Genomic DNA, 26184 nt, shown 5'->3' on the forward strand with positions numbered 1-26184 from the left:
TTCATTTACTTTAGGGCTGTTACAAAGACACGATTACCACATTGCAAACTTGCAACAGCTCGTTGCATGAATGCTGTTTTTAACCCTGACTGATTTTGCTATTTTTAATCAGTGAAAATCAGAAGATGAAGTTTAGATATGAATAGTACGACACAGATTACAACTCAAGAAGGTAAGCGCATTAGCAAACGGCTCATCAATCATTGGAAGCACAAATTCGAAGTTGCTGAGACCGAAACTGACTCAAAAATTTTTATGCCTACCGCAACCGTTACATTGACACCACAACAGCAATATCTAAGTGTATTGATTGAAAATCAGCAAGATGATGTTCAACACCTAGAGCAAGTCGTGATTGATCATTTAAACCGCATGGCTCAACAAGAGTTCAATGTTGAATGGACACACAATTAAAAAGAAGCTCATAAGAGCTTCTTTTTCTTTTAAGCATTCACTTTTTCTAATTGAATGGCATGAAATTGCAAGTGATCATCTACAAAACTTTGGATAAAGTAATAGCCGTGATCATATCCTTTGTGTAAACGTAAGGTGAGTGGCTGACCAGCATCTAAGCAGGCTTGCTTGAATTTTTCTGGATTGAGTTGACTATAGAACTGATCATCGACCCCTTGATCAATTAAAATTTCTTCAAAAATGCAGCCTTTCTGTTGAACTAATGCCAATGCATCATGCGCTAACCATTGCTGCTGATCATTACCTAAATACTGACCAAATGCTTTCTCCCCCCAAGGACAAATACTCGGTGCACAGATTGGAGCAAAAGCAGATACAGATTTAAATTGTTCAGGATATTTAAATGCTAACGTTAATGCGCCATGACCACCCATCGAATGACCAAAAATCCCGATTTGATTTTCAATGATTGGGAGTTCTTGCAAGACATGGGCATATAGCTCATCAACAATATAAGACTCCATTTGATAATGTTCAGCCCAAGGTTGTTGAGTCGCATTAATATAAAAACCAGCACCCTGCCCAATATCCCAATGATCACCTTGCGCAACATTTTCACCACGCGGAGAAGTATCAGGGGTAATCAAAATAAGGCTAAGACGAGCAGCCATACGTTGCGCATGTGCTTTGATTGCAAACGTTTCCTCTGTACAAGTCAAACCTGCAAGATAAAACAATGCTGAACACGGCTTTCCTTCTAAAGCAGCAGGAGGTAAATAAACACCGATTTTACTCACCCCTTTAAGATGCTGAGAGTCAATTTGATAAATTCGTTGTTCTCCCTCAAAACAACGATTTTTTTGCAATAGTTGCATGCTCATTATCCTGTGGTTTTGTAATATCTGTTGTTGTCATATTTTGTTGTGGAAATAAATATGGCTCAAGTTGTGGCAACATCAACTCCATATTTCGTCCGATTGACCATTGTGGTTCTGAAGGCTCAAAGCCTTGTGATGTTTCCCATTTAGTGACCGTCTGCTTTGCTTGATCGAATGCTGTTTTCATTGAAGACTGTTCACGCATTGCTAAATCAAAGAAAGCACGACCAAAATAGGTATAATCCGCTTCATTATTACAACCAAAAGACGTCTTATCTGCTGCAGAAGCTGTAATAATCAAAGTTTCAGGCGACTGTAATGCAGGAATGAAACTTCCTGAATAACATGCAGAGATCACAATAACACGCCAACGGATACCTGACTTATCCAACGTCTCCCGCAGCCATTTCGGATCAACTTGACCGAGATTTAGCGGAGCATTTTCAATTTCAAAATGATTTCGTTCCCCATGTGATGTCATATAGAGAAATAAAACATCACTGTCTCGATTCATTTGCTGACCAATACGTCGTAACGCCAGTTCTATACTGGTTTTTGAAGCAATTGGCACTTCCAAACGAGTCGCAGGATTATTGATCAACATGATAGAACGACCAAATGTTCCAAAACGCGTATCAAATTGTTCTCTTATACGCTCAATTTCTGATTTAAATACATCCACATAACTATCACCCGCGACACCAAGGAAATACCAATGACTTTGTGCAATATCGCCATATTGAACTTGATCTAATGCTTTATCGAGCAAATAGCTTTGTGCATAAAAAGCATCTTCTGCAAATGTTGGTGGTGTTTCTTCTACCTTCCAAATCGGCTGGTCTTTTACCGAAAGCTGCCAAACCACCATGGTTGCGATCGTTGCGACAAAGACTAAAGCACGCTCCCACCAAGGCCAATTCAAAGCACGGGAAAAAACCCAAATAACCGCTAAACTTTGCCAAACAAAAAGTCCGACAAAGAGTGGTGGTAGAAAACCATTGTAGATACTATCAGGGATAAAATTGAGGTAACCATTCGATCCTAAATACTGGATCAAACATTGTAGTAAGAGAATATTTGTATCGAGGACCAACCATAACAATGCAGGTACAAGCATTAATCTTGGCTGGTTCATACGTTGAGATAAGAAAATCCCAACAATCAAAGCAATAAAAGGCCAAAGCGCGTAGCCAATCAGACCTTGAGAGTTAAAATCTCCCATTTGCCCTGCGACTAACCAACTATAGAGTGAGTTAGTACAACCTCCTAAAATACCCCACAAAATCAGTTGAGTAATCGAAGGATGAACCACTTGTAAGGAACGACGAGACCCTAGAAACAACCACATTCCAGCAATTTGGTTACTTTTAAAATCATGCCAGATATTAATGGAGGGTTTGAGGTCTATCATAAAATTCTTCGGGAGTTTCTCTTTTCAAGCCTAAACTGAAAATATGCCAAACGTTACAGAATGAACATCACTTTTCCAAAAACATGCTATGCGCTGCACTAGTGTAAACTTGACAAGAATTTTTTAGCAATCATGCTTTTGCACTATATCACAAATCTTTACCGAGCATTGACCTAAGCTAAACAATCACTTGCGTGCGATTTCAGATTTAACCTTTTGGAAAATATGCATCAAAACGACAAGCGTCTCCTAACCACTGATGATCAGGTGTTTCCTCAGCCAAATAAACTGCATGTCGTGGGCGCTTAACAATTACTCTTTTGGCTATTTGTTTAGCTAAATCAAGTAACTGATCTCCCAAATCCATTTCTCCATCTTCGGGAAGCAATATATGCAATAGCTGCATTTGTTTTTTGACCTGTGCTTGCTTCTTAAGCGCTTGTTGGTTTTGATCACGCTGAGGAAACATTGGATCTAAATAAACGACATCGACTTGTTCATTTTGCTCGATCAATTGACTTAGATAACGATTAGAGTCCGCAAAAACAAGCTGAATTCGTTGCACTGTGGATTGCAAGAAAGAATCTTGTTCAGCCTGAACTTTGCTATATTCCAATAAAACAAACAAAATTGGATGGCGCTCGACTAACTGAACTTCAGCCCCAAGATGGGCCATCAACAAACTATCATGGCCCAATCCAGCGGTAGCATCAATTAATGTCGGCTTTTCACCTAACTGACATGCTCTTGCAATCATTTCTGATTTTAAACTTGCACGTTTTAATCTAGGAATTTCTGCGCGCCAATCAGGTTGCATTTTCATTCCATTGGCTGCGAGGCTTAAACCATCGCTATCCAATACCAAAGTCATTTCTGGGTTAAGACGTAAAAACCGAGCGTTAATTTTCTCGACAGTTTGTCCTTCAAGCTGAACATTTAACTCTGTAAAACGAGCCTGTAGTTGCTGAAACTGTACTTCATATTCAGCTTGATATCGACAAATCATTTGCATTACCAATGCACCCAACCAGTCCACCAAGTCGCTAGAATAAATAAACCAAAAATGATTCGATAATAGGCAAATGCAGTAAAGTCATGCTTCGACACATAACGAATCAACGCACGGATCACGATTAGCGCCGAAATAAAAGCAACAATAATACCGACTGCTAACACTAGCATGTCATTGCTATGTAGCTCATGACGCATCTTATACATGTCGAGCAAACCGGCACCCATCAGTACAGGAATACCCAAAAAGAATGAGAACTCAGCTGCCGCTTTACGCGAAACGCCCAAAAACAACGATCCAATAATTGTTGAGCCGGAACGAGACGTTCCTGGAAACAAAGCTAAACATTGAATCAAACCAATCAAGGTTGCTTGTTTAAAGGTTAGATCATCGACTTCTTGAGTTACAATCTGATGCTGACGGCGTTCAGCCCACAGAATAATAAAACCACCCACAATCAAAGCAATTGCAACTGTAATCGCATTAAATAAATATGCCTTGACCACATCACCGAAAGTCAAACCAATGATCACAATTGGAATCGATGCAATGATTAAATTCAGACTTAAACGACGACCTTGCTCCTGCCCTTTTAATGCACCAATCAAAGCACCCCAAAGCTTTCCCCAGTACTCATAAATAACCGCAGCAATCGCACCAATCTGTACAGCTACAGCAAACATATCTCGTTTTTCTACTGTCCAAAAATCGAGAAGTTGTCCAGCTAAAATCAAATGCCCTGTACTTGAAATTGGAAGAAATTCTGTAATCCCTTCAACCAACCCCATAATCGCTGCTTTAAAAAGCAATAAAAGATCCATAGTTAACCTTAATTTGACTTACCTTGTTCTGGAATTTTTTTCCACGCATCATCACGCAAATAAACTGGCAAAGCATGCTCCGCATCTACCCAATCTTGTTGAACTGCGCGCATACGTGCAATCGTCGCAATATCTTTGGCTGTTGCCTGAATTTTTATTACAGATGATATTTGAATGGAAATATTTGGAGAGTCTATGTGCTCAGGCTTAATTAATTCTGAACCAGATCCAACTGGTTTATACTTGCAATAAGTAGTCGCTTGTTCATAATTTAATAATTTTTCTTCATCTATAGCCTGCATGATGCCATGTTCATCCATGCAAAAGTTAGCGATATAAACTTCTTGCATACGCGCATCTAAAACTGCCGTTACCTGCTGCAAACCTGTTAAACGATATGCCGCTTGTGCCAAGGCTTGTAAACTTGAAACTGGTATCACAGGTAAGTCTTGTGACCATGCTAAGGCTTGTGTCACCGCGGCATTAATTCGCACACCGCTAAATGAACCTGGACCACGGCTAAAAGCAATTGCTGTTAAATCTGCGAGTTGAGTAGCTGTCTGTAACAATGCTTGTTCGATTAAAGGTAATATCGTTTGCGTTTGGGCTTTTGCTCGCTCATCTAGCTGAAAATAGAGTTCTTGAGAATCATCAATTAATGAAACAGAACACTGCTCATTTGCAGATTCCAATGCAAGCAACTTCATGCAAAAACCTTAACTAAAAGAGAGAAAAATCGTCGAGTATCATACTCCACTCAAAGCTGATAGGCGAGTTGTTCTGTTTTTATAGATACAAAAAAGCCAAGTACAGACTTGGCAATCCGAACATCTTTTATGAGACAGCTAGTTAGAAGCTAAATGCTTCTAACTCTAAGAAGTTTTTGTAGTGTTCAGCATAATGCAAAGCACTCAAACGCAATCTAGCAGCGCCTTGTTCATCCAAAGTTTTAACAACTTTACCTGGTGATCCCATAACCACAGAATTATCTGGAATCACCTTCCCCTCAGGAATTAAAGCGTTTGCGCCAATAATACAGTTCTTTCCTATGACCGCATTATTCAAAATAACGGCATTCATCCCAATAAGTGAATTATCACCAATCGTACAACCATGTAACATCACTTTATGGCCAACGGTAACATATTCACCAATATTGAGTTCAATACCCGCATCTGTATGTAAAACAGCATTCTCTTGAATATTAGAAAAATCGCCAATACGAATCACACAATTATCTGCACGGACCACAGCACCAAACCAAATACTCACTTGTCGACCCAGTTCAGCTTGTCCAATGACCGTTGCGGTAGGCGCAACCCACCCATCCCATGGTTCATGTAAAGCTTTAGGACTCAATCCTTTGTATTTATACATCATGTCAATAACTCTATATCTAAATAAAACATTTAAAACTTAGCTAAACCAAAATTAGGAGGATTGACCAAAAAAGGCCATTTTTTCTGATATCCTAACCCATGCTGAAATAAAGACACTAACATCCGTGCAGTTAAGCCCCAAACAATTTCACTTTCAACTTGCATACTCGGAAAATAAATCGATTGACGAGCGAGTCGTACCTCATAGGGTAATGGCGGTGCATCAATCAGCTCTTGCAAAGGAACAAAGAATATCCGATCTATTTCGGTTGGCTGCGCAATCAAGTCAACTTGAGCTGGTATCAAGCCAACAATCGGCTTCACGGAAAGCCCACTTCGAGCACGTTGAATAGGCAAATCACCTAAAAGCTTCACATCAAAAGGATTCAATGCTGTTTCCTCTTGTGCTTCACGCAAAGCGACCACAATGTTACTGGTATCACTTGGATCTCGCTTCCCGCCAGGAAATGATACCTCACCAGCATGTTGTGATAGATGAATAGAGCGGCGTGTAAGTAAAACTTTGGGTTTCTGTTCTTGTGTAATTGCAATTAAAACTGCGGCATCTGCTTGTTGGATTCGTTTGGAAAAACGCAACCGTTGTTGTAAAAGTTCGATTAACGATTGTTCATCCATATCAAGCATCACTCTTTTTCTATTTCCCTTAATTAAACATCATAGCCGAAATTTGAACCACAATCATAGATCATGATGCGAAGTCAGAAAAATTCAGTTATGCTGAGTTATCTCTGTCGCTGATGATAATTATGAGCTTTTGCGTTGCGTGTGGACATGAAACTGAAGCAAAAATCCCATTAGGTGATCATAAAACCCGACTTGTTTGCACCAACTGCGGCAATATTCATTATGAGAATCCTAAGGTTATTTGCGGTGCTCTGGCACTTTGGGATGATAAGGTTTTACTTTGTCGCAGAGCAATCGAGCCACGTTATGGGTTGTGGACTTTACCCGCAGGCTATATGGAACTGTTCGAAACCATGGAGCAAGGTGCTGCTCGAGAAACAAGAGAGGAAGCCGAAGCTGAAGTTGAAATCGAACAACTCTACTGTACCTACAATATCCCTCGTATTGGACAAATTTATGTTCTTTTTAAAGCAAAAATTAAGGAAGGTATCTTTGGAGCAGGTGAAGAAAGCCTCGAATGCCGACTTTTTGAAGAGGATGAAATTCCTTGGACTGAGCTTGCATTTCCAAGTGTAGAGCAAACATTGAAACATTACTTTGCAGATCGTAAAGATGGACTATTTCCAGCTCATTTAGAAACCATTGGAACACGACTTGATCATACTGGATAAATAAAAAAGACCGCTTGATGCGGTCCTTTTTATGGAATGAACAATTAAGACTTTGTTTTAATAGATTTACACTCAGCAATACTTTGATCAGCCACTCTGATGCTGACCGTACCCAAATAACGTTTTGCTATAGCTCTTTCTTCATCCGTAGGAGGAGTATATTGATTTTTTACCGTATCAGTTAATTTATCGTATGCTGTAATGTAGGTAAACAATCCACGTGCATACCCATTTTCCCAATACACAGTTTCATTATCAAAATTTGATAAATTAATACCATTTGATTGTCCAGCAAGTAAGTTGTGTAAATTAATCTTTGCATTCGATATGCCACCTAAATTTGTCCCAAAATAAATACCATCCAAAGCACCTAAATTAATATTAGACAACATCATACGAACCGTTACAGAACTATCACTAGTAGCAAATCTTGTACCACCTGTTGTACCAATACGATACTGTGTTTGATCATTACTATCTGTAATTGTACCGTCAGTATTTATAGATTTGACAGTTCCACAAATACCACTCATATCAGTTGTGGTCGAGTTACTTTTAATATCTGTACGAATATCACCATTTTCATCAATGACAATACCTAAGTCGACTGCAGGAGAATTTGTGTCTTGAAATTTAAAATTCAAAGTTGCATATAAAGGAAAAATGTAATTCTGATTCAATTTAACATTTTTCTCAGTTTTAAAAATATCTTTCGACAAATAACTGACTGGGTTCAGTTTATAAATATCGATAGTTCCTTTATATGTTTGACTATCAATTGTTTGCTTCCATAAACCTAAATGACTATTATCAATAGTAACACTCTTACCCAAGCCTAAAAATTCTTTATAATAATCCTCTGTACCAACAATTGTACTATCACCCATGACTTTACCTTGATTAATAACAAGATCATCAGAAGAATTATTAGTTGAACTAAACCTCAGTGGCTGATTAGTATTTATTGTATTACTAACTGTATTTAGCCATTGGTTTTGTGCATTTAATCTAATTTTTTTAGGCTTCTCTTTTGTAGTTAAAACAATTGGGGGCTGTACAACCCCTCCGCTAATGGTTGCAGCTCCTCGCCATTGCCGACCATACCCAAAAGTATAACCTTGTCGATCTGTCAATAAAATGAAATCACCCATTGAATGTAATAAATTGCTTTGTTTTGATGAAATACAATCGGCATAGATATCTTTATTACAGCCAAAAAAACCATCTGGTAAACCAACAGCTGAAGATGTTCCTGCTCCTCCTGTTAACAAAAGTGGCTGCTCCGCAACCCACATAGCTGTCCCAGACAAGTTTATTAGTTGTTTTAATAAAGTGAAAGCCTCATCATCTGACATCTGCCCTACATTCAACCAAGGCTCTAATATTTCTTGATATTGACCACTGATAAGCTCAACAGAACTAATATCTCTCGATATGTTTGCCAATTCATCTTTCTTTTCTTGTGTTAATTCTGTTGGCTGAATATCTCCTATAACATTATCCTCGCGCTCTAGACCTAAGCTCTGAAATATTTTGACTAAGGCCATACCAACACGAACTGTATCATCACTTTGACTTACTGTTGTAGGGGGTTTGCCCACTATAGCACTAGCAATATCTATCAAACGTATACGTGGTGGAGTTGCTAATTTTATTGGGGATATATCTTTTAGTTTTACTGTACCTAAGTCGATCTTACGAGAACCCTCACCTTGAATATAAAAAGAAACCTCATCACCAACCTTACAAGCCCCAGTTACAACATTTCCATCTAGTTTTGTTGCAAAATGATTAATAGTATCTGTACTGCAATCGAAATTAAGCCCTGCAATAGGATAATCTAAAGCAAACTCTAAACAGTCTGTTGCTGTTACATCACAGCTTGTATTTTCTGTGACTCCTCCAACCCCCTTTGTTGGATCTTCATTTATCTTCGCACTCTCACCACCACAACCATTTAAAAAAATAGCTAAGGTTGATAATGCAAATGGTAATAATATTTTCCTTTTCATATTCTTTGATCCTATATCCTAATTACTTTAAAACAGAGACTCTTAGTTGCCCTTGATTAGAGAGTTCATTTTCTGGAACATCTACAGCAGATGCCAAAGGAGTCATCATCATATAATGGGCATTAGATGGTATCTTTATAACACCTTGAATAGCTGCATGTTGGAATAATGTTGCTGAGTTATTAGCACTTTTGAAACCACTCACGCCCTCTTGAATACACCCCTTATCATCCAAGAATATTATCAATGGCCAATAATAATTTGGTTTTTCATTATTAGATGCATAGGATTCTATCTGTATATATTCAGTCGAAGGATCTAGTTCAACCAACTCATATTCAAACTTTTCTTTTACTGGCTTTCTTGGCCAAAGACCAAGTTCTTTTTGGGGTTTTAACTTTTTAATAGATTTTGAATAGTTTTCAATAAAACAACGATCATTTTCAAAAGCTAAAGCTAAATCTTGAGTAGACAAACGAATATAGTTTTCAGATAAAACAATTGCTTTATCTGATTGCGGTGTCCTATTCATGATGCGATCTAACATAGAACGGCTTACACCTTTTTTCCGCTCAACCGTTTCTAATCTCCCGCTTCCATCGGGCATAACATAAAATCTTTTTTTCCCTTCTAAGTTAAACTCTTGATCTTCTAAATACTCACTATTTACGTATTCGACTCCATCAACATTTGTAACGGCTTGTACTTTAGGTTCAGATGTATTTTTGCTATTTACGGCGACTACTGCCTGTTCTTGAATTTTTTTATTATTTATATTAGATGCAGGCAATGTAATACTTTTTTCAATAATAGCTTTACTATCAAGATGATCTTTAGAGATAATTTTGTTAGCGCCATCCGAAGCAATAGGGTTCATTGGTTCATAAGTCTTCGTGCTAATGCTCTCTTCTTTGGTAACTAATGATTCATTCTGAGGCTGCTGTTTTAATACGTTTTCTTCAGTAGTTTTTTTTACAACAAACTGGTCTTTATTAGAAATGACTGGCTGGGTTGAAATATTAGACTGGTGTTCCCTATGATTTTTAGGTAAAGCCTGTTCCATTCTCTCCTCTTTTTTAGGAACAATCATTGGTCGACCATCTGGACCAATGATTGTATAGAAACCATCTGCATATAGATTGGATCCGCTCACTAAACCGATAGACATAATCAGCAAAGTGAATTTTGATCGTTGATTTCTTTTATTTTGCATTACCATCTAGTTCTATAGTTGATACCAAGCAAAGTGACTTTGGTATTAGTTTTAACATTCAGCCCTGCATAAGGATTTAATAAAATATTATCAACCCCTGTTTTATTTGAAAGGCTACTTGTATTTGCTGGAATATCATCGCGGCTACGTAAAAAACCCAACGATAGATCAAGATCCGTATCCTGATCAAAACGATAACCTATTCCCAAACCAAATAACTGTGCGTTATTAATTGGTACCATGGTATTACGCTTATCATCAGGGATAGAACTCGTACGTGGTTCATATCCAATTCTTAATTTCAAACGATCTGTTGCCGAATACTCAAAGCCGATTCCCCAACGCCATGAGGATTGGAACTTTAAAGGTAACGCTAATGAACGATCAGTTACATCTGCAGATAATAGTTTTGCAACTTTTAATAATGAAATCTGTCGATCAAATTCAAATTTAAATTTATCCCATGCTGAGAAATCAGTCCAACCAATATCAAAATTCATTTGTAAATCTGGAAATATTTTATATTTGATACCAGCTTTGAAATGTTGTGGATATTTAAAGTCCATCGCAACTAAACCAGACTCTACATTAGGAACATAACCAGGAAGCCCTAAAATTGCAGCTAAAATTTGGCCTGTTGCAGATGAGTTCAAACCAGCAATAAGCTGTTGAGGCGCAGTGGCATTGTTAATTAAGTACTTACCACGCAGACGCATTTTAGCTTCACTTTGATAAACCATACCAAAACTAAAATCATCGGTAGGCTCCCAAAGCACCCCTAAATTATAACTTGGACTAAGCGATTGCTCTAACGATACATCCAGTGCACCCATCTTATTAAATGGATTCATTCCTTCCTTGGCATTACACATACCAAAAAGAAGTAAGTCAGTGATAATATCTCCATTGTCTTTAAAAGGACCACATACTACTTCGTCAACCATACGAAGTACCCCAATCATTTCATTTGGAAATCTTAAATCAGTTTTCATTGCGATCGCTTGATATGACATACCAAAAGATGCACCAATTGATAAATGATCGTTAACTTGATAACCAAATGATGGTGAAAGATATGTGATACGTTCTAAAGCAACCTGTTGTCCCATATAGTTACTAGGATTACCATCTTCTGCTCCAAAACCAGCTACCAATGGTGCGTATACTGCAGTTGCGTATGTTACTTTTGAACCAGGTGGTTTATATGCGATACCAGCAGTTGGCGCAGCTAAAGGTGAGTTTGGGCCAAGATCAACAATTTTTTTAAGTATAGGAACATAGATACTGGCATATTCAACATCACCAGAGACTGTACCTTTGAAGTCAGTACAAATGCTTGAGTCATTTTCTGGTCCATCATTACATACTAACGGATCATCTGAATAACCAAAAACGTTATACCCTGCTGGTGCAGAGTAATCTCTTTTTATAGCAAAATTTGCCAAAATACCTTGAACATCAGTCTGTAATCCATCAATTTTTGTTAATGCTGCTGGATTAAAATGAACAGCACTAATCCCTGGTGGATCAGCTGTAACTGCATTTCCCAAAGCAAGCGAGCGCAAATCGACAGATAAATCTTGACCTAATTGAGCATTTGTAATATTCGAAAGTCCTGCAACTAAAATACCAAGTGTTAAAGGACATAATTTAGGATATTTCACCATTATATCTCCTTAACGTATTTTTTTGCCGAAACCTATAATATCTAGCGGGAAGGATAAACCTAAAGATACGTCTGGGGCATCTTCTGTTAAACCTATCCCAACTGTGCCATTCACAATAGTTTCTGGCGAAACACGAACCCCTAAAGCAAATGAAAGCATTGCACTACTTTGATCTGCTGACTTATAACTTTCATCATTTTTAAAATAGAACTTAGCACCAGTATTAAAGCTTTGCTGGTAAGACATTGTCAAAGACACATCATAGTTAAATGAATAAGCAAAACCGAAGGAGAAGCCGCCACTTAAACCTGGATCAAAGCTCTCAAGCGTACGGCTACCACGTAATTGATTAAGCCCTGACTCTTTAAGGCCATAGTTAGCTGACACAGAAGTAAATAGTACTACTGGGTCTATATATTTACGTGTACTAGCACCAACACCAACAGAATAATAGCCTTTACCTGTTGATAGCTCATCAATGCCTATCTCGTATGGACTATCGCCAGTTTTAGTAGATAAGTTACCAAAAAGTACTAAAGGTAGACGGCCTTGCTTTAATGGGAATGGTTCCCAACGTGCACCAAAAGAAATATCACCTAAACCAGCAGCAGTTTTGTCTTGTAATAAATCTTTTTTAGCCATTAATGGTAAAGAAGCGGATAAAGTTACATTATCAAGAACACCATATTGCACAGTAAAAGTATTTGTTAAAGTATGGTTAGCATCTTCTTCGACACGCAAACGTGCTAATGAACTTGAGCTATCATTCGTTGCTAAGTCAATTCGACTATCTCGATAATACGTATAGTCAATATCATAATAAGATGAAAAAACACCTTTTTTTATTAAAGAATATTGGCGCTCATTTGATGTAAATACTTCTTGTAAATTTGTCTCGCCTGTCGCATCACCCTCTTTCTTCTGTAATGCATTTGCGGCTTGATTTACATCATTTCCTTCGGGATTAACGTTTGTATCAGATTGAGTATCTTGTATCTCAGTATCATTACTGTCTCCAGTTTGAACTTGTTCAACTTGAGCAACTACAGGTTGCTCTTCGGCATAAATTGTTGAAGTGATAGCGCTTAGACTCAAGGCCAGCACACTCATACTCATCCATTGATTATTCATTGTAACATCCTACTTATACATTTAATTTGCTAAATTTATTGGTTATTTACGCTTGTAATACATCCGCATATAAGTCGTAATTGGCTTATTGTAGTTTTCAGATTTAGGATCAGCATCTAAAACTCGACGCATAGTTGATGCTTTATCAGCAATACGTTCCATTTTTTGATTTGGAAACTGAATTTCAGCAAGAGCATATCTGTTTATAGTTGCGTCATCTACATGACGCATATCTGCATCTTGCAGTGCCAAAAAGTTCTTACGATACTGTTCGGGGATATCAATAATAAATAAAGTATTATTATCCCAAATCTCTTTAAAACGAGATTCATCAAAACTGATATTACCTAATGATGGATCAGCTACATACACCCTTCCATCTTTATACGCTTTGTATACTACAAAATGTTTAAAACCAGCATAAGTAATTGGAACAATCGCAGGTTGTTTTAAAGCAATTAAGTCAGAGAATTCACCGCGATACCCACCACTATTTAAACCTAAAGCAGTTACGAATCTTTTCATATCAAGCAATGAAAAGCTTCTTCGCTCAATAATACGTTGATATTCACCATATTGAAGCAAACCCGTCATAGTTTGCTGCTCAGTCAAGTTTAAACCGCCATATCCATTTAAAAGAGTAGTTAAAGCTGCTGAGCCACAACTATAGTCATAAGCTTGTCTTACAATACCTCGAAACTGATCAACCACAGCAGGTTTAATCGTCACTGCTTCATGGTGGTTTCGTGTAAATGAAGGATTTCTTGAATCTAAAGTTTCTGTATAATATACAGTCCCTTCTGGCTTTTTCTCTATCTCAAAGGCTTGCGTTGTAAAGTAATACATCAATGCAGAGCCTAAAGCAATCTCTAACATAAGTCTCTTTTCTTAACAGCGGCACTACTTGCCTTATTCATTTTATTCTTAGCGTCGATGACACTACGTCCCTGTATGTTGAAGATACCTTTTTTTATAGAAAAAAACAGCATTTTTTTAGTTTTTTTTGACGAAATGTAGCTAAATTAAGTATTACGTTAATTTTTAATAAAAATGTGAGCTCAATGTTAACCATTTAAAGTTTAATTTTATTCACGTAAATTTAATAGCATAAAAAAAGCGCACATTGTGCGCTTTTTTTATGCTTAAACTTAGTGACCAGAAATTGTAATGCGAGAGCCAGCAACATCACCAGCGCCTACGTTGTAGTAAGTTTGCATACCTTGAACTTCAACATCACCGATTGAACCAGCAGCATCACTACCTAACTTAACACTTTGAATGTAAACATCTGTTTTAGGAGTCGCTGCACCATTACCAGTAATAACTTGTAGGAATCCATTACCAGTTGTAGCAGAAGCACCGTATACACTTACTTTAGCATTTACAGTTAAATCAGTAAGTCCAGCATCAGCAACTTTAATACTACCAATACGAATTTCACCAGCGTCACGGCTTGCAGCAGCATCAGCAGTAGAGTTATCTAAAATACCTAAATTAGTAATCTCCAAACCACCCTGCATCGTGGTATTTAGTGCAATCATAGCACCTTGTGGAGCCGCACCTAATTGAATATTTGCGCTTGTAACACCTGTTTTCAATGATAAGCCAGATAAGATTGCATTGTAGTTTGTATCATCATTGCCACGACGAATACCAGGACCTGTACCAGCTGTATTAGAAGCAGAAACACCGATTTCACCGATATCAATTTGCAAACCAGATACTTGAGCTGCAACATTTAAGAAAGCAGTGTTACCACCACCTGCACCAGCATCAGTATCAATTACAATATCTGCAAGGTTATGAGAAGCTAAAAGAGACGATGCATTTGGAGAAATTACAATACCGTTAGTCTCATTTACATCTGAAGCAATACCATTGCCTTTAATAACGATTGCACCAGCGTTACCTGTACCACCAAGTGCAGCAGTAGCTAAACCATCGTTATCGTGAATTAATACTTTTTCGATTTCAATTTTTGAAATACCGATACCTAGATTGATACCGTCTTGACCTGTTGCAGAGCTAAGAGCAGCATCATCCATCGCTTGCATAGCCATTGCATTTGCACTAATCGCCATTGAAGAAACTAAAGCTAGTTTAGTAAACATTTTCATTGAGCACTCTCCCAAGAGCATTTATTTTTTGACTTACACTACTCTAAACTGTCCACTGTTGTTTTATTCTTAAATGACAACTTGAACTTCCAATCCTTGAGTAGTTCGCTTAGCAAGTACTAAATTACCTGTTTGTTATTTTATGTTCAACTCCTGTTAACTCCTTTTTATAAACAACCCGATAAACGGCATAAAAATTAAACGTAATTTTTGTATCTAAGGTCTGAAAACAACTAATTGAACTTATTTGATATTTTTTAAACCAAATTTTCAAAAATATGTTTATTTTTCTCTTTACTTTCCATTTATCTGAACGCTAAGGCTTGATGCTAGTTGTTAACAAAAGCACTTAATTTAATTTTTATGCTAACAAGTGTTCAAACTGTATTTTTGAAGGGCTACAAATTCCATATTTTTAAGATCAGCTTATGTTAAAGATAACTAGATTTTTGAAGCTGTAGTACAATTTGCCTTTCCATAAATAGCTTCAACTCTTGTCAATTTATGTCTCTTTTTCAGCAAAAACTTGAAACCCAGCATATTTCAGCATTCGACCTTATCACTCGACTTAAAGAATTGACTGGTTTAGTTTATTTGCATGATCACAACCATCCTGTTATTGCATTTTTACCAAATAGATTTTTAGTTGGTCAAAGCTCAGATATTCAAGAATTTTATCGTGAAAATTTTAATCACTATTCACAAGAAATGAACCCAACATCAATTTTAGAATTTTCCACTTGTGATAATAACCCTGTTCTCAGAAATCATACTAATCAAGGATTTCAAGGTGGATATATTGGTTTCTTTGGTTATGACTATAGTGCAAATTTGTCTGTAAATATTAAATCCCATCCCCAACCAAGCTTTTTTTTAGGTCAATATTCAACTTTTTTAAAACTCCATGATCAAGCTTGGTATTTTTATAGTCACGATAAGAATGCAGAAGAAGTTTTCCAAGATATTTCTCATTTGATCAATCAAGACGCAGATATTGACGGACTGTTGTTAAATGAAAAATGCCATCCTCGTTGGTCTAAACAACAATATTTAAATGCTTTCAATCAAGTCCAAGAATACATTAAGGCTGGAGATTGTTACCAGATTAATCTTACGCAAGAATTTATCGCTCAAGCGAGTGGTTCATTACTGAGTCAAGCTGAAAAACTTTGGGAACTAACGCATGCACCTTACTCAGGTTACTTGAAAGTTGATGAATTTGAGCTACTAAGCTGTTCTCCAGAATTATTCATAGAATTTCAAAATGATAGACAGATAAAAACCCGTCCAATTAAGGGGACTATGCCGCGTTTTGACGATCTAGCAGCGGATCAACTTTCTAAAGAGAAGTTAAGTCAGTCACAGAAAGATCAAGCTGAAAATGTCATGATCGTTGATTTACTCAGAAATGATTTGAGTTTGTATGCCGAAACTGGTTCTGTTCAAACCTCTAAATTATTTGAAATTGAGAGCTTTAACCAAGTTCATCATATGGTAAGCGAAATTACAGCAAAATTAAAACCAGACATTCATCCTATGGAGATGCTTTTATCGGCACTTCCTGGTGGTTCAATTACAGGTGCACCAAAAATTAGAGCGATGCAAATTATTGAAGAACTTGAAGGAGCGCCACGCGGTGCTTACTGTGGAAGTCTTGGTTATTTCAATTTTGATGGGACAGGTTGTTGGAATATCTTGATTCGTAGTATTCAGAAATATCAAGATCAACTTTCAATGTGGGCTGGTGGAGGAATTACCATTGCATCTGATGCTGAAGCAGAATATCAAGAATGCTTTGATAAGATTTCTGCCATGCTTGATTTAATCAATACACAGCAGAAGCCTAAAAACTAAAGTGAGACTTATAAAATTTGCGTTTGAAGTGTCTCGACTAAACGCTGATTTTGTTCATCTGTACCAATTGTGATACGTAGAAATTGATTAATTCTCGGCTTATTAAAATAACGAACAATAATTCCCTGCTCACGCAACTGTTGAGCAAGCTGCCCTGCATCATGCTGAGGATGCGTCGCAAATATAAAATTAGCTTTGGATGGCAAGATATTAAAGCCAAGCGCAGTCAAATCATTCACAATAAGTTCACGGCTTTCGATGACTTTTTGGCATTGCTGTTCAAAATAAACTTGATCTTCAAATGATGCCACTGCTGCTGCTATCGCAAAACGATCAATTGGATAAGAGTTGAAACTATTTTTCACAGCTTCAAGTGCAGCAATTAAATGTGGCTGTGCAATCGCAAAACCGACACGTAAGCCAGCCAGTGAACGTGATTTTGAAGTTGTTTGACATACCACTAAATTGTCATATCGATTAACAAGCTGAACAGCTGATTCCGCTCCAAAATCAACATAAGCCTCATCAATCACAACCACACGATCTAGATTCGCTTGTAACACTTGCTCGATCTCAGCTAGCCCCAAAGCAATACTAGTCGGTGCGTTTGGGTTCGTAATAATAATACCGCCATTTTCTTGCTGATAATCTGCAACATCGATTTCAAACTTATCATTTAATGGAATTTGTTTAGTTTCAATTCCAAAAAACTGACTATAAACAGGATAAAAGCTGTAGGTAATATCTGGATATAGAATAGGTTGTTTTTGAATAAAGAAAGCTTTGAAAATATGAGCTAAAACCTCGTCTGAGCCGTTACCTACAAAGACTTTAGCAATATCAACGTGTTGCTGATTAGCAATCGCCTGTTTTAAAGTAGTCGCATCAGGATCAGGGTATAAACGTAAGGCATCAGCTTGATTAGCTAAAACTGCCTGCACGGCTTCCACAACTTTTGGTGATGGCGGATATGGATTTTCGTTGGTATTGAGTTTGAGTAAATTCTGAATTTTAGGTTGCTCGCCCGGCACATATGGCTCTAACTCACGAACTTCTGGACTCCAAAAACGCATTTGCTCTGGTGTAAACGTCATTTTTCTACTCTCTTTGTGTCTCAAAAAAGGGGCTTATCAGCCCCTATCTATTTCTCGAATCGGTTATTGATAACGGTAACGTGCTGAGCGAGCATGGGCATCCAAATTTTCTTGCACTGCAAGAACATCGGCGGTCTTCGCTAAAGTTTTAACACCTTCCTGTGAGCACATAATCAGACTTGAGCGTTTTTGGAAATCATAAACACCGAGTGGCGATGAAAACCGTGCTGTACCTGAAGTCGGTAACACATGGTTTGGACCAGCACAATAATCGCCAATTGCTTCAGGGGTATAACGCCCCATAAAGATTGCACCTGCATGACGTATTTCTTGGCTCATCAACTCAGCATCGTCTAGGCACAGTTCTAAATGCTCAGGCGCAACTTGATTAATGAGATCGATCGCTTCTGCACGATCCTTTACCAGTACTAATGCACCACGATTTTGAATCGATGTTTTCGCAATTTCAGCTTTTGGTAATTCACTTAAATGCTTTTCAATGGCTACTTCGACAGCATTTAATAACGACTCATCAGGCGTAATAAAAATTGCTTGAGCAACGGTATCGTGTTCTGCTTGAGACAATACATCCATAGCTAACCATTCTGCATTATTTTCACCTTCGGCATACACCAAAATCTCGGAAGGGCCTGCAATCATATCAATACCGACCTGACCGAATACCGCGCGCTTTGCAGCTGCGACAAAACGATTGCCAGGTCCTGTAATTTTATCTACAGCTGGAACTGTTTGAGTTCCATAGGCTAATGCTGCAACCGCTTGTGCACCACCAATAGTAAACACACGACTCACACCAGCTAAATAGGCAGCCGCCAATACAAGTGGATTCAACTCACCATTTGGTGCCGGTACGACCATAATAATTTCTGGCACGCCAGCCACATGTGCAGGTAAAGCATTCATCAAAACTGATGATGGATATGAGGCTAATCCCCCTGGCACATAAATCCCAACGCGATCAAGCGGTGTAACCTTTTGACCTAGCGTATTACCTAACTCATCGACATAAGTCCAGCCATCTTGCTTTTGTGCCTCATGGAATGAACGGATACGTTTAGCAGCAAGTTCAAGTGCTTCGCGTATTTCAAAACTTAAGCCATCAAATGCAGATTTGAGTTGTACTTGAGTTAACTCTAAATCAGAGAATTGATGCGCTGGATGTCGATCGAACTGCTGTGTTAATTTAAGTACATGATCATCACCATGCTGACGAACATCAGCAATAATTTGATCTACGGTTTGTACTAATTGAGGATCATTCACAGTTTCAAATGCTAAAAGTTCAGCAAAAGCCTGTTTAAAGTTCTGATCCTGAGTCGATAAACGTCGCATCAATTTACCCACAAGGCGAATAATAGAGCGCTAAGTTTACTCTTTTTCATTAGGCTTGTGGGTGCAATCTCCGCCTAAAAAATCAATCGTGTAGAAAGATAAGCTAGATGAATGATTAATTTTCAATGAAAAATAGTAAACACTATAAAGAAACTAAGAATTTTTATAACAAATACAATTATTTATAATTAAATGTATTTTTAACTGTCACAATTTATATCCCTGAATCGTCAGTTTATTAGCAAATCCGCTGTAATTAGGAAATAAAAATGTCGAGTCATAATATCCACCCGCAAAAACATCTACCAGATGCAATTCACTATTTACAACAAGTTCATCAATATATTGAGCAATCAACACTCATCGAACGTTCACTGTATCATCTTGTCTTACTCAGAGCCTCCCAAATCAATCAACGCGCATTTTGCGTCAAAATGCACATTACTGAAGCACTCGCAGATGGTGAAACACAAACACGTTTGGATCGATTAATTGTTTGGAGACACTGCTCAGATTTCAATGTACAAGAAAAAGCTGCATTTGCTTGGGTAGAAGCTTTGACAACACTACAAGTTCAAACAGACTATGAACCTCTTCGTGTTGTGTTACTTCAATATTTCAGTGAAGCGCAAATCTCTGCTTTAACTTTACTCATTGGTATGATTAATTTATGGAATCGTATTGGTATCGCTCAACACTAAAATCAAATGAATACGACCACAAATTTCAGTAATGAAGATTTAAAGCTATTTCAGGCAAGCCGAGCATTTTTGTTTGGCCTTGCCTATCGACTTTTAGGGTCAATACATGAAACTGAGGATGTTTTACAAGAAATTTTAATCAAATGGCAGCAACAACCTAAACAAGATATTATCAATCCACAAGCTTGGCTAACCGCTGTATGCACTCGCCACTGTATTGATCTTCTACGTTCGCATCATAAATCTCGAACTGAATATATTGGAACTTGGCTACCCGAGCCATATGATCAGTCAGAAGACTTATCCATTGAATCCGATTACACGCTTTCTACCGCTTTTCTTTTAGTATTAGAAAAACTTTCCGCCAAAGAACGAGCAGCCTATTTACTGCATGATATTTTCAATTTTGATTACATCGAAATTTCAGAGTTTCTACAAGAGACTCAAAGCTATTGTCGACAATTAGTGACTCGTGGGCGGAAACATATCAAGTCAGAATCTAAAATACTTTCAACGATTCCCTCCTCACGACAACTTGTCCTGCTTCATGCTTTTAAAGATGCTGTTCATTCTCAGAATATTGAACGACTTAAAGAGTTACTGAGTCAAGATATCCAAATTGCAGCAGATGGTGGCGGCAAGGTCTCTGCAATTCGTCACCCATTTATAGGTCAATCGGATGTATTACGCTTCTTTGAACGTTTGCTCTTTATTGCGTGGAATGAGTTATCTTGGAAAATATGTCTCTTGAATGGCAATCTTGGTTTCAAACTGTACGACCACAACCAGACCTATGTAACTGCAATCACTTTTAATTTCAATCAATCACAAATCTCTGATATCTACGTATTACGAAATCCAGAAAAACTCAAATAAAAAGGCCAACCTCAGTTGACCTTTTTAATTCAAAAATACGATTAACGATTTTTGATCGCCTCTTCAAGCTGAGTCAAAATTGGATTTAAGATCGCTTGTTTACGTTTAAAACTTGCCTTATTCACAATTAAGCGCGAAGAAACTTTGCAAATTTCCTCTAATGGCTCTAAGCCATTGGCACGTAAGGTATTGCCAGTATCAACAACATCGACAATATAATCCCCCAAACCAACCAATGGCGCTAATTCCATTGATCCATATAGTTTGATGACATCAACTTGCTCACCTAAGCTTGCATAATATTGACGAGTTAAATTGACATATTTGGTCGCGATTTTTAAACGACCTTTTGGTCGTTCCATTCCCACTTTACCAGCAGTCATCAACTTACAATTGGCAATCTTTAGATCAAGTAACTCATAAACATGTTGCGCACCATGTTCCATCAATACATCTTTACCCGCCACACCAAAATCCGCCGCACCATTTTCAACATAAGTAGGTACATCAGAAGCACGCAAAATTAAAATTCGTACTTTTTTATGTGTTGTTGGGAAAATCAATTTACGTGACTTATCTGGATCTTCAAGTAAATTAATGCCTGCATTTTCAAGTAACGGCAATGTTTCTTTTAAAATACGACCTTTACTGAGCGCTAAAGTTAAACCATGATCAAAATTACCCATTACATCAAAATTTGGATCATCGTTTCTTAAGTCATTCATCCTTTTACTCGCTTAATTTGAGCGCCTAAACTTTGTAATTTATCTTCAACATGTTCATAGCCACGATCGATATGATAGATACGATCAACCAGCGTCTCACCTTCTGCAACTAATGCAGCAAGAACAAGTGAGAATGAAGCACGTAAATCTGTTGCCATCACAGGTGCCGCTTGGAGCTTATCAACACCAGTTACAACTGCATCATGACCTTCAACTTGGATATTCGCACCCATACGTGAAAGTTCAGGGACATGCATAAAACGATTTTCAAAAATTGTTTCTGAAATTGTTGCAAATCCACGGCCAATTGCATTCACGGCCATGATCTGTGCTTGCATATCAGTTGGAAACTCTGGATGCGGCAATGTTCTAAAGCTCACTGCTTTTGGACGCTTACCTTGCATATCAAGTTCAATCCAATCATCACCACGAGTGACTTCTGCCCCCATTTCTTCAAACTTATCCAAAACTGCTTCTAATAAAGCTGGATCAGTATGCGTGGCTTTCACTCGGCCACCAGTAATAGCAGCAGCAGCTAAATATGAGCCCGTTTCAATACGGTCAGCAACCACAGCATATTCACAGCCATGTAAGCTTTCAACACCGGTCACCACTAAAGTATCTGTATCAAGCCCTTCAATTTTTGCACCCATCTTAATGAGCATTTGAGCAAGATCAGTAATCTCTGGTTCACGAGCTGCATTACGAATCGTGGTCACACCATCCGCGAGTGCAGCAGCCATCAAGATGTTTTCAGTACCGCCAACAGTGACCATATCGAATACAACTTCACCACCTTTTAAGCGACCATCAACTGAAGCATGGACATAACCATTTTCTACTTCAATCTGTGCGCCCAAGGCTTCTAAAGCTTTTAAATGCTGATCAACAGGGCGAGAGCCTATTGCACAGCCACCAGGTAATGAAACTTTTGCATTACCATAACGTGCTAACAATGGACCGAGCACTAAAATTGATGCTCGCATGGTTTTAACAAGCTCATAAGGCGCAAATTGATTATCTAATGTTGATGTATCAGCATGAACGGTTTCCCCTTCATAGCTCATCGTCACGCCTAAACCAGCAATTAATTTAACAAGCGTATTTACATCTTTTAAATTTGGTACATTAGTTAACGTAATCGGAGAGTCAGCAAGGATCATTGCAGCAAGTAAAGGCAAAGCGGCATTTTTAGCACCAGAAATGCGTACTTCACCTTCGAGCTTAACGCCGCCCGTAATTAAAAATTTATCCATTAATATTTAAGCTCCGAAAAGGCTTGCTTTGCGCCATTCGTCTTTTGTCATTGCGCGAATTGTTACTGCGTGAACTTCACCACTCGCGATATAAGAATTTAGAGGTGCATAAACCGCTTGCTGACGTGTTACCGTTCTTTTACCTTCAAACTGATCATCAACAATGCGAAGGTCAAATTTTCCAGCTTGTCCACTCACTGCTACTTCTGCTTCAGGGAAGGCTTCTTTTAAAATTTGCGTGAGCTGCTCACTATTCATTTCAAGACCTCTTATACAACCATTGGTGTAAAACGAGTTATTTTACTATAACTTTTTCACATAATTCAGTACGCAGTTTCTTTTTTTATCAATAAAAAAAGAGGCTCAAAAAAAGCCTCTTTTATAAATACAAAAAATTAACTCAAAAGTGCCAATTCATGTTGATATGAACACTGCATTTTTCTATGTTTTGCAAGTTGTCTTTTTAATTTTTCTGTTAACTTTTTAATCGAAGTATACATATCATCAGCAGTTGCTTGAGCAAACAGCTCAATCCCCGGCAAACGTATAATTGCTTCAGCAATATGGTTTGCACTGCCTTTATGCGAACGTTTATCAATTTGATGATCTTTAGCCAATTTGATTTGCATACTATTCACTTGATCTAGATGCTTAGTCATCTGACTAAATTTTTCTTTTATATTTTTTTCAATTGCTGGCGTAATTGTTAAATGGTGTCCACGAATCGTTATTTGCATAATTCTATCCCTCACCTTTTTCTCAGGAATCAAGAAAATCGCTCAAATAAATTTAATGCATATCAATTACCTAACATTCATTAAACCATTACAGCGATTCCTCTAGTGATTATTAAAAGATTCATTATTTCGTAATAATGAACACCTAGAATAGTCACACCTTGAATTTTAGATCAAGACTTTTCTTTCAGAAGATGATGGAATATGTAACGATTCACGATATTTCGCTACAGTCCTTCGAGCAACTTCAATACCTTCATTTTTCAACATCTCAGCAATTGTATTATCAGACAAAGGCTTACGAGGATTCTCATTGGAAACCAGCTTTTTGATCATTGCGCGAATCGCAGTTGATGAAGCCTCGCCTCCTGTTGTCGTTCCAACATGACTTGAAAAAAAGTATTTCAATTCAAATAAACCACGTGGCGTCAGCATATATTTATTAGTCGTCACACGCGATACAGTCGATTCATGTAATTCGACCTCCTCAGCTACATCACGTAAAACCAATGGCTTCATTGCCTCTGCACCTTGCTCAAGAAAAGCACGTTGATGCTCAACAATACAAGTTGCAACTTTTAAAAGTGTTTTATGCCGTTCATCAATACTTTTTATAAAATTTTTAGCTTCAAGCATTTGATTTCGCAAATAAACATTATCATCACTTTGATCTGCTCGGCGAATCATATTTGAATAAAATGAATTAATGCGTAGTTTTGGCATCACATCTGGATTGAGTTGTACTTGCCAATGCTGATCTTTTTTTGCCACAACAACATCTGGAACCTGATATTCAGACTCTTGTTGGTCAAACTCTAAACCAGGATAAGGCTTTAATGTTTTTAACAAATCAACAGCACTTTTTAGCTGTTCTTTAGATAAACCTGTTTGCTTTAATAATTTATTTAAATCATTAGAGATCAATAATTCATAATATTTTAGTAAACTCTTTGCTTCTGAAATATAAGGAACTTTGTCATGTAAGCCTTCTAACTGAATTTTCAAACACTCAGCCAAATTTCGAGAACCCACACCAATTGGATCTAAATGTTGAATATGTTTTAAAACAACGATAACTTCATCTTCTTCAACCTCTTCATCATTTTCCATTTCTTGTAATAACCGATTGACGGCTAATAAAATATCGTCCAACTCTGCATCTAGAAACCCTTTATCATCTAAAGAATCAACAATGCAGTAGGCAATTAATTTATCAATTAAAGAAAAATGTAACAGATTAACCTGCTCTAAAATATGTTCTTTTAAACCTAAATGAACTTGACGATTATCTTCTCGCTCTTCATATTCCGGGGTCGCTAAGGCTGTTGATTGATGGGTATAAATATCATCCCACTCTGTATCTACAGGTAAATCATTAGGTAAATGATCAGCATTTAGCTCAGTTGTTAAATCACCTGTTTCTTGCGACTCAAGTGTAGATAAACTTTCTGTAGAACCATTTTCCTCAACTTTTTCAAGTAATGGATTACTATCTAATTGAATTTGTATTTCTTGTTCTAATTCTAGACTCGATAATTGTAAAAGACGAATAGCCTGTTGCAATTGAGGAGTTAACGAGAGATTGTTCGCAACTTTCAACCCAACAGATAATTTCATGGTATTCCCCTTTTATATTAAGCAAAAAACATGCCTATTAAAATATTTATAACATAAAGCAATGTTTCCGCCTATAAGCAAAGCTCTTTTCCACTGACTAATCTGTTCAAAAAAATAGCAAAGGGCAAATATTTATTGTAATGGAAAGCTTAGCCCTCTCATTTAACAAGCATGCAAAACTGCATAGAATTATTTTAGATTTTGCTGCTTAAGACATTCAAGCATTTCCTGTCCCATCGTTGTTCGCACAAGCTCATTTAAATCTCCTGCTAAAAAGCCAGACCAAGTTGTGCTCGTTGAACCAGAAGATATTGCATATCTCCCACAAGCAGACGACACCTTTTGATCTGATGTAATAGAAGCTACATACAGCTCACCATCAGGATCATCCAATATCCATTTGCGAATAACTCTAGGTGCTTGATATTGTTGCTTAGGTTTTTCTAACCACTTCCATACTAAACACCTAAATAAACAATTCCAACAGCAGATAAAAGTTCATAGAGAATCATATCGGTCCTAATAGCATTTCTTATTTAGCATCTAATTAGAATAAAAATAGCACGACTCTTTCAATATTGACTCGTATTTTTATCATCG

At 37.5% G+C, this 26184-nt stretch carries 25 protein-coding genes and 1 pseudogene; 5 read left to right on the forward strand and 21 right to left on the reverse strand.

What is annotated here, in order from left to right:
• Positions 1 to 138 precede the first annotated feature (138 nt).
• A complete protein-coding gene (locus tag ACF8D3_RS09750; RefSeq protein WP_392471260.1) occupies positions 139 to 414 on the forward strand; it encodes a DUF2218 domain-containing protein in 276 nt (91 codons plus the stop codon).
• 29 nt (positions 415 to 443) lie between these two features.
• Here the strand turns inward: ACF8D3_RS09750 and fghA are convergent, their stop codons facing one another.
• The 7 genes from fghA to ACF8D3_RS09785 all read right to left on the reverse strand — a co-directional run bounded on the left by fghA (position 444) and on the right by ACF8D3_RS09785 (position 6551).
• Positions 444 to 1289, reverse strand: coding sequence for an S-formylglutathione hydrolase (fghA, locus tag ACF8D3_RS09755; RefSeq protein WP_392471262.1), 846 nt, complete (start codon positions 1287 to 1289; stop codon positions 444 to 446).
• Entirely contained in the window at positions 1258 to 2703 is a 1446-nt protein-coding gene (locus ACF8D3_RS09760; protein WP_392471264.1) for a C13 family peptidase, read from the reverse strand. Before ACF8D3_RS09760 ends, fghA begins: the two co-directional genes overlap by 32 nt.
• Before the next feature lie 208 nt (positions 2704 to 2911).
• Positions 2912 to 3715: a class I SAM-dependent methyltransferase gene (locus tag ACF8D3_RS09765; protein WP_392471266.1), complete on the reverse strand. Its 804-nt coding sequence runs from the start codon at positions 3713 to 3715 to the stop codon at positions 2912 to 2914.
• Positions 3715 to 4536 (reverse strand): undecaprenyl-diphosphate phosphatase, encoded by an 822-nt coding sequence (locus tag ACF8D3_RS09770; RefSeq protein WP_004881415.1) that lies wholly within the window; start codon positions 4534 to 4536, stop codon positions 3715 to 3717. Before ACF8D3_RS09770 ends, ACF8D3_RS09765 begins: the two co-directional genes overlap by 1 nt.
• Before the next feature lie 8 nt (positions 4537 to 4544).
• A complete protein-coding gene (gene tsaB, locus ACF8D3_RS09775) occupies positions 4545 to 5243 on the reverse strand; it encodes a tRNA (adenosine(37)-N6)-threonylcarbamoyltransferase complex dimerization subunit type 1 TsaB (protein ID WP_392471269.1) in 699 nt (232 codons plus the stop codon).
• A gap of 142 nt (positions 5244 to 5385) precedes the next feature.
• The gene (locus ACF8D3_RS09780; RefSeq protein ID WP_161626775.1) at positions 5386 to 5913 is read right to left on the reverse strand and encodes a gamma carbonic anhydrase family protein; all 528 of its coding nucleotides are present in this window, start codon (positions 5911 to 5913) and stop codon (positions 5386 to 5388) included.
• A 32-nt stretch (positions 5914 to 5945) separates the two neighbouring features.
• Positions 5946 to 6551 (reverse strand): CoA pyrophosphatase, encoded by a 606-nt coding sequence (locus ACF8D3_RS09785; protein ID WP_392471271.1) that lies wholly within the window; start codon positions 6549 to 6551, stop codon positions 5946 to 5948.
• A gap of 131 nt (positions 6552 to 6682) precedes the next feature.
• Between ACF8D3_RS09785 and ACF8D3_RS09790 the strand changes: the two genes are divergently transcribed.
• Complete coding sequence (locus tag ACF8D3_RS09790; RefSeq protein WP_061398085.1) at positions 6683 to 7231, forward strand: NUDIX hydrolase; 549 nt, start codon at positions 6683 to 6685, stop codon at positions 7229 to 7231.
• Between the two features lie 44 nt (positions 7232 to 7275).
• Here the strand turns inward: ACF8D3_RS09790 and ACF8D3_RS09795 are convergent, their stop codons facing one another.
• From ACF8D3_RS09795 to ACF8D3_RS09820, 6 genes are all read right to left on the reverse strand, one after another.
• On the reverse strand, positions 7276 to 9243 hold the full coding sequence (locus ACF8D3_RS09795) for a hypothetical protein (protein ID WP_286943468.1): 1968 nt from the start codon (positions 9241 to 9243) through the stop codon (positions 7276 to 7278).
• A gap of 22 nt (positions 9244 to 9265) precedes the next feature.
• A complete protein-coding gene (gene filE, locus ACF8D3_RS09800; protein ID WP_392471274.1) occupies positions 9266 to 10456 on the reverse strand; it encodes a putative pilus assembly protein FilE in 1191 nt (396 codons plus the stop codon).
• Positions 10456 to 12120, reverse strand: coding sequence for an OmpP1/FadL family transporter (locus ACF8D3_RS09805; protein ID WP_286943478.1), 1665 nt, complete (start codon positions 12118 to 12120; stop codon positions 10456 to 10458). Before ACF8D3_RS09805 ends, filE begins: the two co-directional genes overlap by 1 nt.
• Before the next feature lie 12 nt (positions 12121 to 12132).
• Positions 12133 to 13254 carry a transporter gene (locus tag ACF8D3_RS09810; RefSeq protein ID WP_392471276.1) on the reverse strand — a complete coding sequence of 374 codons (1122 nt, stop codon included), beginning with the start codon at positions 13252 to 13254 and terminating at the stop codon, positions 12133 to 12135.
• Between the two features lie 42 nt (positions 13255 to 13296).
• Positions 13297 to 14130, reverse strand: a complete 834-nt coding sequence (locus ACF8D3_RS09815; RefSeq protein WP_286943464.1) for a C39 family peptidase — start codon at positions 14128 to 14130, stop codon at positions 13297 to 13299.
• Between the two features lie 272 nt (positions 14131 to 14402).
• The gene (locus tag ACF8D3_RS09820; RefSeq protein WP_327545488.1) at positions 14403 to 15371 is read right to left on the reverse strand and encodes a DUF6160 family protein; all 969 of its coding nucleotides are present in this window, start codon (positions 15369 to 15371) and stop codon (positions 14403 to 14405) included.
• A 504-nt stretch (positions 15372 to 15875) separates the two neighbouring features.
• Between ACF8D3_RS09820 and ACF8D3_RS09825 the strand changes: the two genes are divergently transcribed.
• Positions 15876 to 17225 (forward strand): anthranilate synthase component I family protein, encoded by a 1350-nt coding sequence (locus ACF8D3_RS09825; RefSeq protein WP_392471279.1) that lies wholly within the window; start codon positions 15876 to 15878, stop codon positions 17223 to 17225.
• Positions 17226 to 17233: 8 nt separating this feature from the next.
• Here ACF8D3_RS09825 and hisC read toward each other — a convergent pair whose 3' ends face one another.
• Both hisC and hisD read right to left on the reverse strand, forming a co-directional pair.
• Positions 17234 to 18319, reverse strand: coding sequence for a histidinol-phosphate transaminase (gene hisC / locus ACF8D3_RS09830; protein WP_392471281.1), 1086 nt, complete (start codon positions 18317 to 18319; stop codon positions 17234 to 17236).
• 63 nt (positions 18320 to 18382) lie between these two features.
• Positions 18383 to 19672: a histidinol dehydrogenase gene (gene hisD / locus ACF8D3_RS09835; protein ID WP_392471283.1), complete on the reverse strand. Its 1290-nt coding sequence runs from the start codon at positions 19670 to 19672 to the stop codon at positions 18383 to 18385.
• A 269-nt stretch (positions 19673 to 19941) separates the two neighbouring features.
• Here hisD and ACF8D3_RS09840 point away from each other — a divergent pair, with 269 nt between their 5' ends.
• Together ACF8D3_RS09840 and ACF8D3_RS09845 are read left to right on the forward strand one after the other, a co-directional pair.
• On the forward strand, positions 19942 to 20373 hold the full coding sequence (locus ACF8D3_RS09840) for a carboxymuconolactone decarboxylase family protein (protein ID WP_286943604.1): 432 nt from the start codon (positions 19942 to 19944) through the stop codon (positions 20371 to 20373).
• Positions 20374 to 20379: 6 nt separating this feature from the next.
• Positions 20380 to 21249 (forward strand): sigma-70 family RNA polymerase sigma factor, encoded by an 870-nt coding sequence (locus tag ACF8D3_RS09845; protein ID WP_392471286.1) that lies wholly within the window; start codon positions 20380 to 20382, stop codon positions 21247 to 21249.
• A 41-nt stretch (positions 21250 to 21290) separates the two neighbouring features.
• Here the strand turns inward: ACF8D3_RS09845 and hisG are convergent, their stop codons facing one another.
• The 6 genes and pseudogenes from hisG to ACF8D3_RS09875 all read right to left on the reverse strand — a co-directional run bounded on the left by hisG (position 21291) and on the right by ACF8D3_RS09875 (position 26096).
• The gene (gene hisG / locus ACF8D3_RS09850) at positions 21291 to 21974 is read right to left on the reverse strand and encodes an ATP phosphoribosyltransferase (RefSeq protein WP_004881446.1); all 684 of its coding nucleotides are present in this window, start codon (positions 21972 to 21974) and stop codon (positions 21291 to 21293) included.
• Entirely contained in the window at positions 21971 to 23230 is a 1260-nt protein-coding gene (murA, locus tag ACF8D3_RS09855) for a UDP-N-acetylglucosamine 1-carboxyvinyltransferase (protein ID WP_286990054.1), read from the reverse strand. The genes hisG and murA overlap by 4 nt, the downstream gene beginning before the upstream one ends.
• 6 nt (positions 23231 to 23236) lie before the next feature.
• Positions 23237 to 23488, reverse strand: coding sequence for a BolA family iron metabolism protein IbaG (ibaG, locus tag ACF8D3_RS09860; protein ID WP_004881449.1), 252 nt, complete (start codon positions 23486 to 23488; stop codon positions 23237 to 23239).
• Positions 23489 to 23625: 137 nt separating this feature from the next.
• Complete coding sequence (hpf, locus tag ACF8D3_RS09865; protein WP_004881451.1) at positions 23626 to 23967, reverse strand: ribosome hibernation-promoting factor, HPF/YfiA family; 342 nt, start codon at positions 23965 to 23967, stop codon at positions 23626 to 23628.
• Between the two features lie 168 nt (positions 23968 to 24135).
• A complete protein-coding gene (locus tag ACF8D3_RS09870) occupies positions 24136 to 25584 on the reverse strand; it encodes an RNA polymerase factor sigma-54 (RefSeq protein WP_286990053.1) in 1449 nt (482 codons plus the stop codon).
• 189 nt (positions 25585 to 25773) lie between these two features.
• Positions 25774 to 26096 (reverse strand): annotated as a pseudogene (locus ACF8D3_RS09875) (hypothetical protein).
• Between the last annotated feature and the right edge of the window lie 88 nt (positions 26097 to 26184).

Origin of the sequence: Acinetobacter sp. YQ_14 (assembly GCF_043102985.1) — a bacterium.
Taxonomy (GTDB): Bacteria; Pseudomonadota; Gammaproteobacteria; order Pseudomonadales; family Moraxellaceae; genus Acinetobacter; species Acinetobacter venetianus.

Bases quoted from the DNA above. Each gene is read 5' to 3' on its own strand.
- ACF8D3_RS09750 (WP_392471260.1), top strand. From the start codon at position 139: ATGAATAGTACGACACAGATTACAACTCAAGAAGGTAAGCGCATTAGC.
- fghA (WP_392471262.1), bottom strand. From the start codon at position 1,289: ATGCAACTATTGCAAAAAAATCGTTGTTTTGAGGGAGAACAACGAATT.
- ACF8D3_RS09760 (WP_392471264.1), bottom strand. From the start codon at position 2,703: ATGATAGACCTCAAACCCTCCATTAATATCTGGCATGATTTTAAAAGT.
- ACF8D3_RS09765 (WP_392471266.1), bottom strand. From the start codon at position 3,715: ATGCAAATGATTTGTCGATATCAAGCTGAATATGAAGTACAGTTTCAG.
- ACF8D3_RS09770 (WP_004881415.1), bottom strand. From the start codon at position 4,536: ATGGATCTTTTATTGCTTTTTAAAGCAGCGATTATGGGGTTGGTTGAA.
- tsaB (WP_392471269.1), bottom strand. From the start codon at position 5,243: ATGAAGTTGCTTGCATTGGAATCTGCAAATGAGCAGTGTTCTGTTTCA.
- ACF8D3_RS09780 (WP_161626775.1), bottom strand. From the start codon at position 5,913: ATGTATAAATACAAAGGATTGAGTCCTAAAGCTTTACATGAACCATGG.
- ACF8D3_RS09785 (WP_392471271.1), bottom strand. From the start codon at position 6,551: ATGGATGAACAATCGTTAATCGAACTTTTACAACAACGGTTGCGTTTT.
- ACF8D3_RS09790 (WP_061398085.1), top strand. From the start codon at position 6,683: ATGAGCTTTTGCGTTGCGTGTGGACATGAAACTGAAGCAAAAATCCCA.
- ACF8D3_RS09795 (WP_286943468.1), bottom strand. From the start codon at position 9,243: ATGAAAAGGAAAATATTATTACCATTTGCATTATCAACCTTAGCTATT.
- filE (WP_392471274.1), bottom strand. From the start codon at position 10,456: ATGCAAAATAAAAGAAATCAACGATCAAAATTCACTTTGCTGATTATG.
- ACF8D3_RS09810 (WP_392471276.1), bottom strand. From the start codon at position 13,254: ATGAATAATCAATGGATGAGTATGAGTGTGCTGGCCTTGAGTCTAAGC.
- ACF8D3_RS09815 (WP_286943464.1), bottom strand. From the start codon at position 14,130: ATGTTAGAGATTGCTTTAGGCTCTGCATTGATGTATTACTTTACAACG.
- ACF8D3_RS09820 (WP_327545488.1), bottom strand. From the start codon at position 15,371: ATGAAAATGTTTACTAAACTAGCTTTAGTTTCTTCAATGGCGATTAGT.
- ACF8D3_RS09825 (WP_392471279.1), top strand. From the start codon at position 15,876: ATGTCTCTTTTTCAGCAAAAACTTGAAACCCAGCATATTTCAGCATTC.
- hisC (WP_392471281.1), bottom strand. From the start codon at position 18,319: ATGACGTTTACACCAGAGCAAATGCGTTTTTGGAGTCCAGAAGTTCGT.
- hisD (WP_392471283.1), bottom strand. From the start codon at position 19,672: ATGCGACGTTTATCGACTCAGGATCAGAACTTTAAACAGGCTTTTGCT.
- ACF8D3_RS09840 (WP_286943604.1), top strand. From the start codon at position 19,942: ATGTCGAGTCATAATATCCACCCGCAAAAACATCTACCAGATGCAATT.
- ACF8D3_RS09845 (WP_392471286.1), top strand. From the start codon at position 20,380: ATGAATACGACCACAAATTTCAGTAATGAAGATTTAAAGCTATTTCAG.
- hisG (WP_004881446.1), bottom strand. From the start codon at position 21,974: ATGAATGACTTAAGAAACGATGATCCAAATTTTGATGTAATGGGTAAT.
- murA (WP_286990054.1), bottom strand. From the start codon at position 23,230: ATGGATAAATTTTTAATTACGGGCGGCGTTAAGCTCGAAGGTGAAGTA.
- ibaG (WP_004881449.1), bottom strand. From the start codon at position 23,488: ATGAATAGTGAGCAGCTCACGCAAATTTTAAAAGAAGCCTTCCCTGAA.
- hpf (WP_004881451.1), bottom strand. From the start codon at position 23,967: ATGCAAATAACGATTCGTGGACACCATTTAACAATTACGCCAGCAATT.
- ACF8D3_RS09870 (WP_286990053.1), bottom strand. From the start codon at position 25,584: ATGAAATTATCTGTTGGGTTGAAAGTTGCGAACAATCTCTCGTTAACT.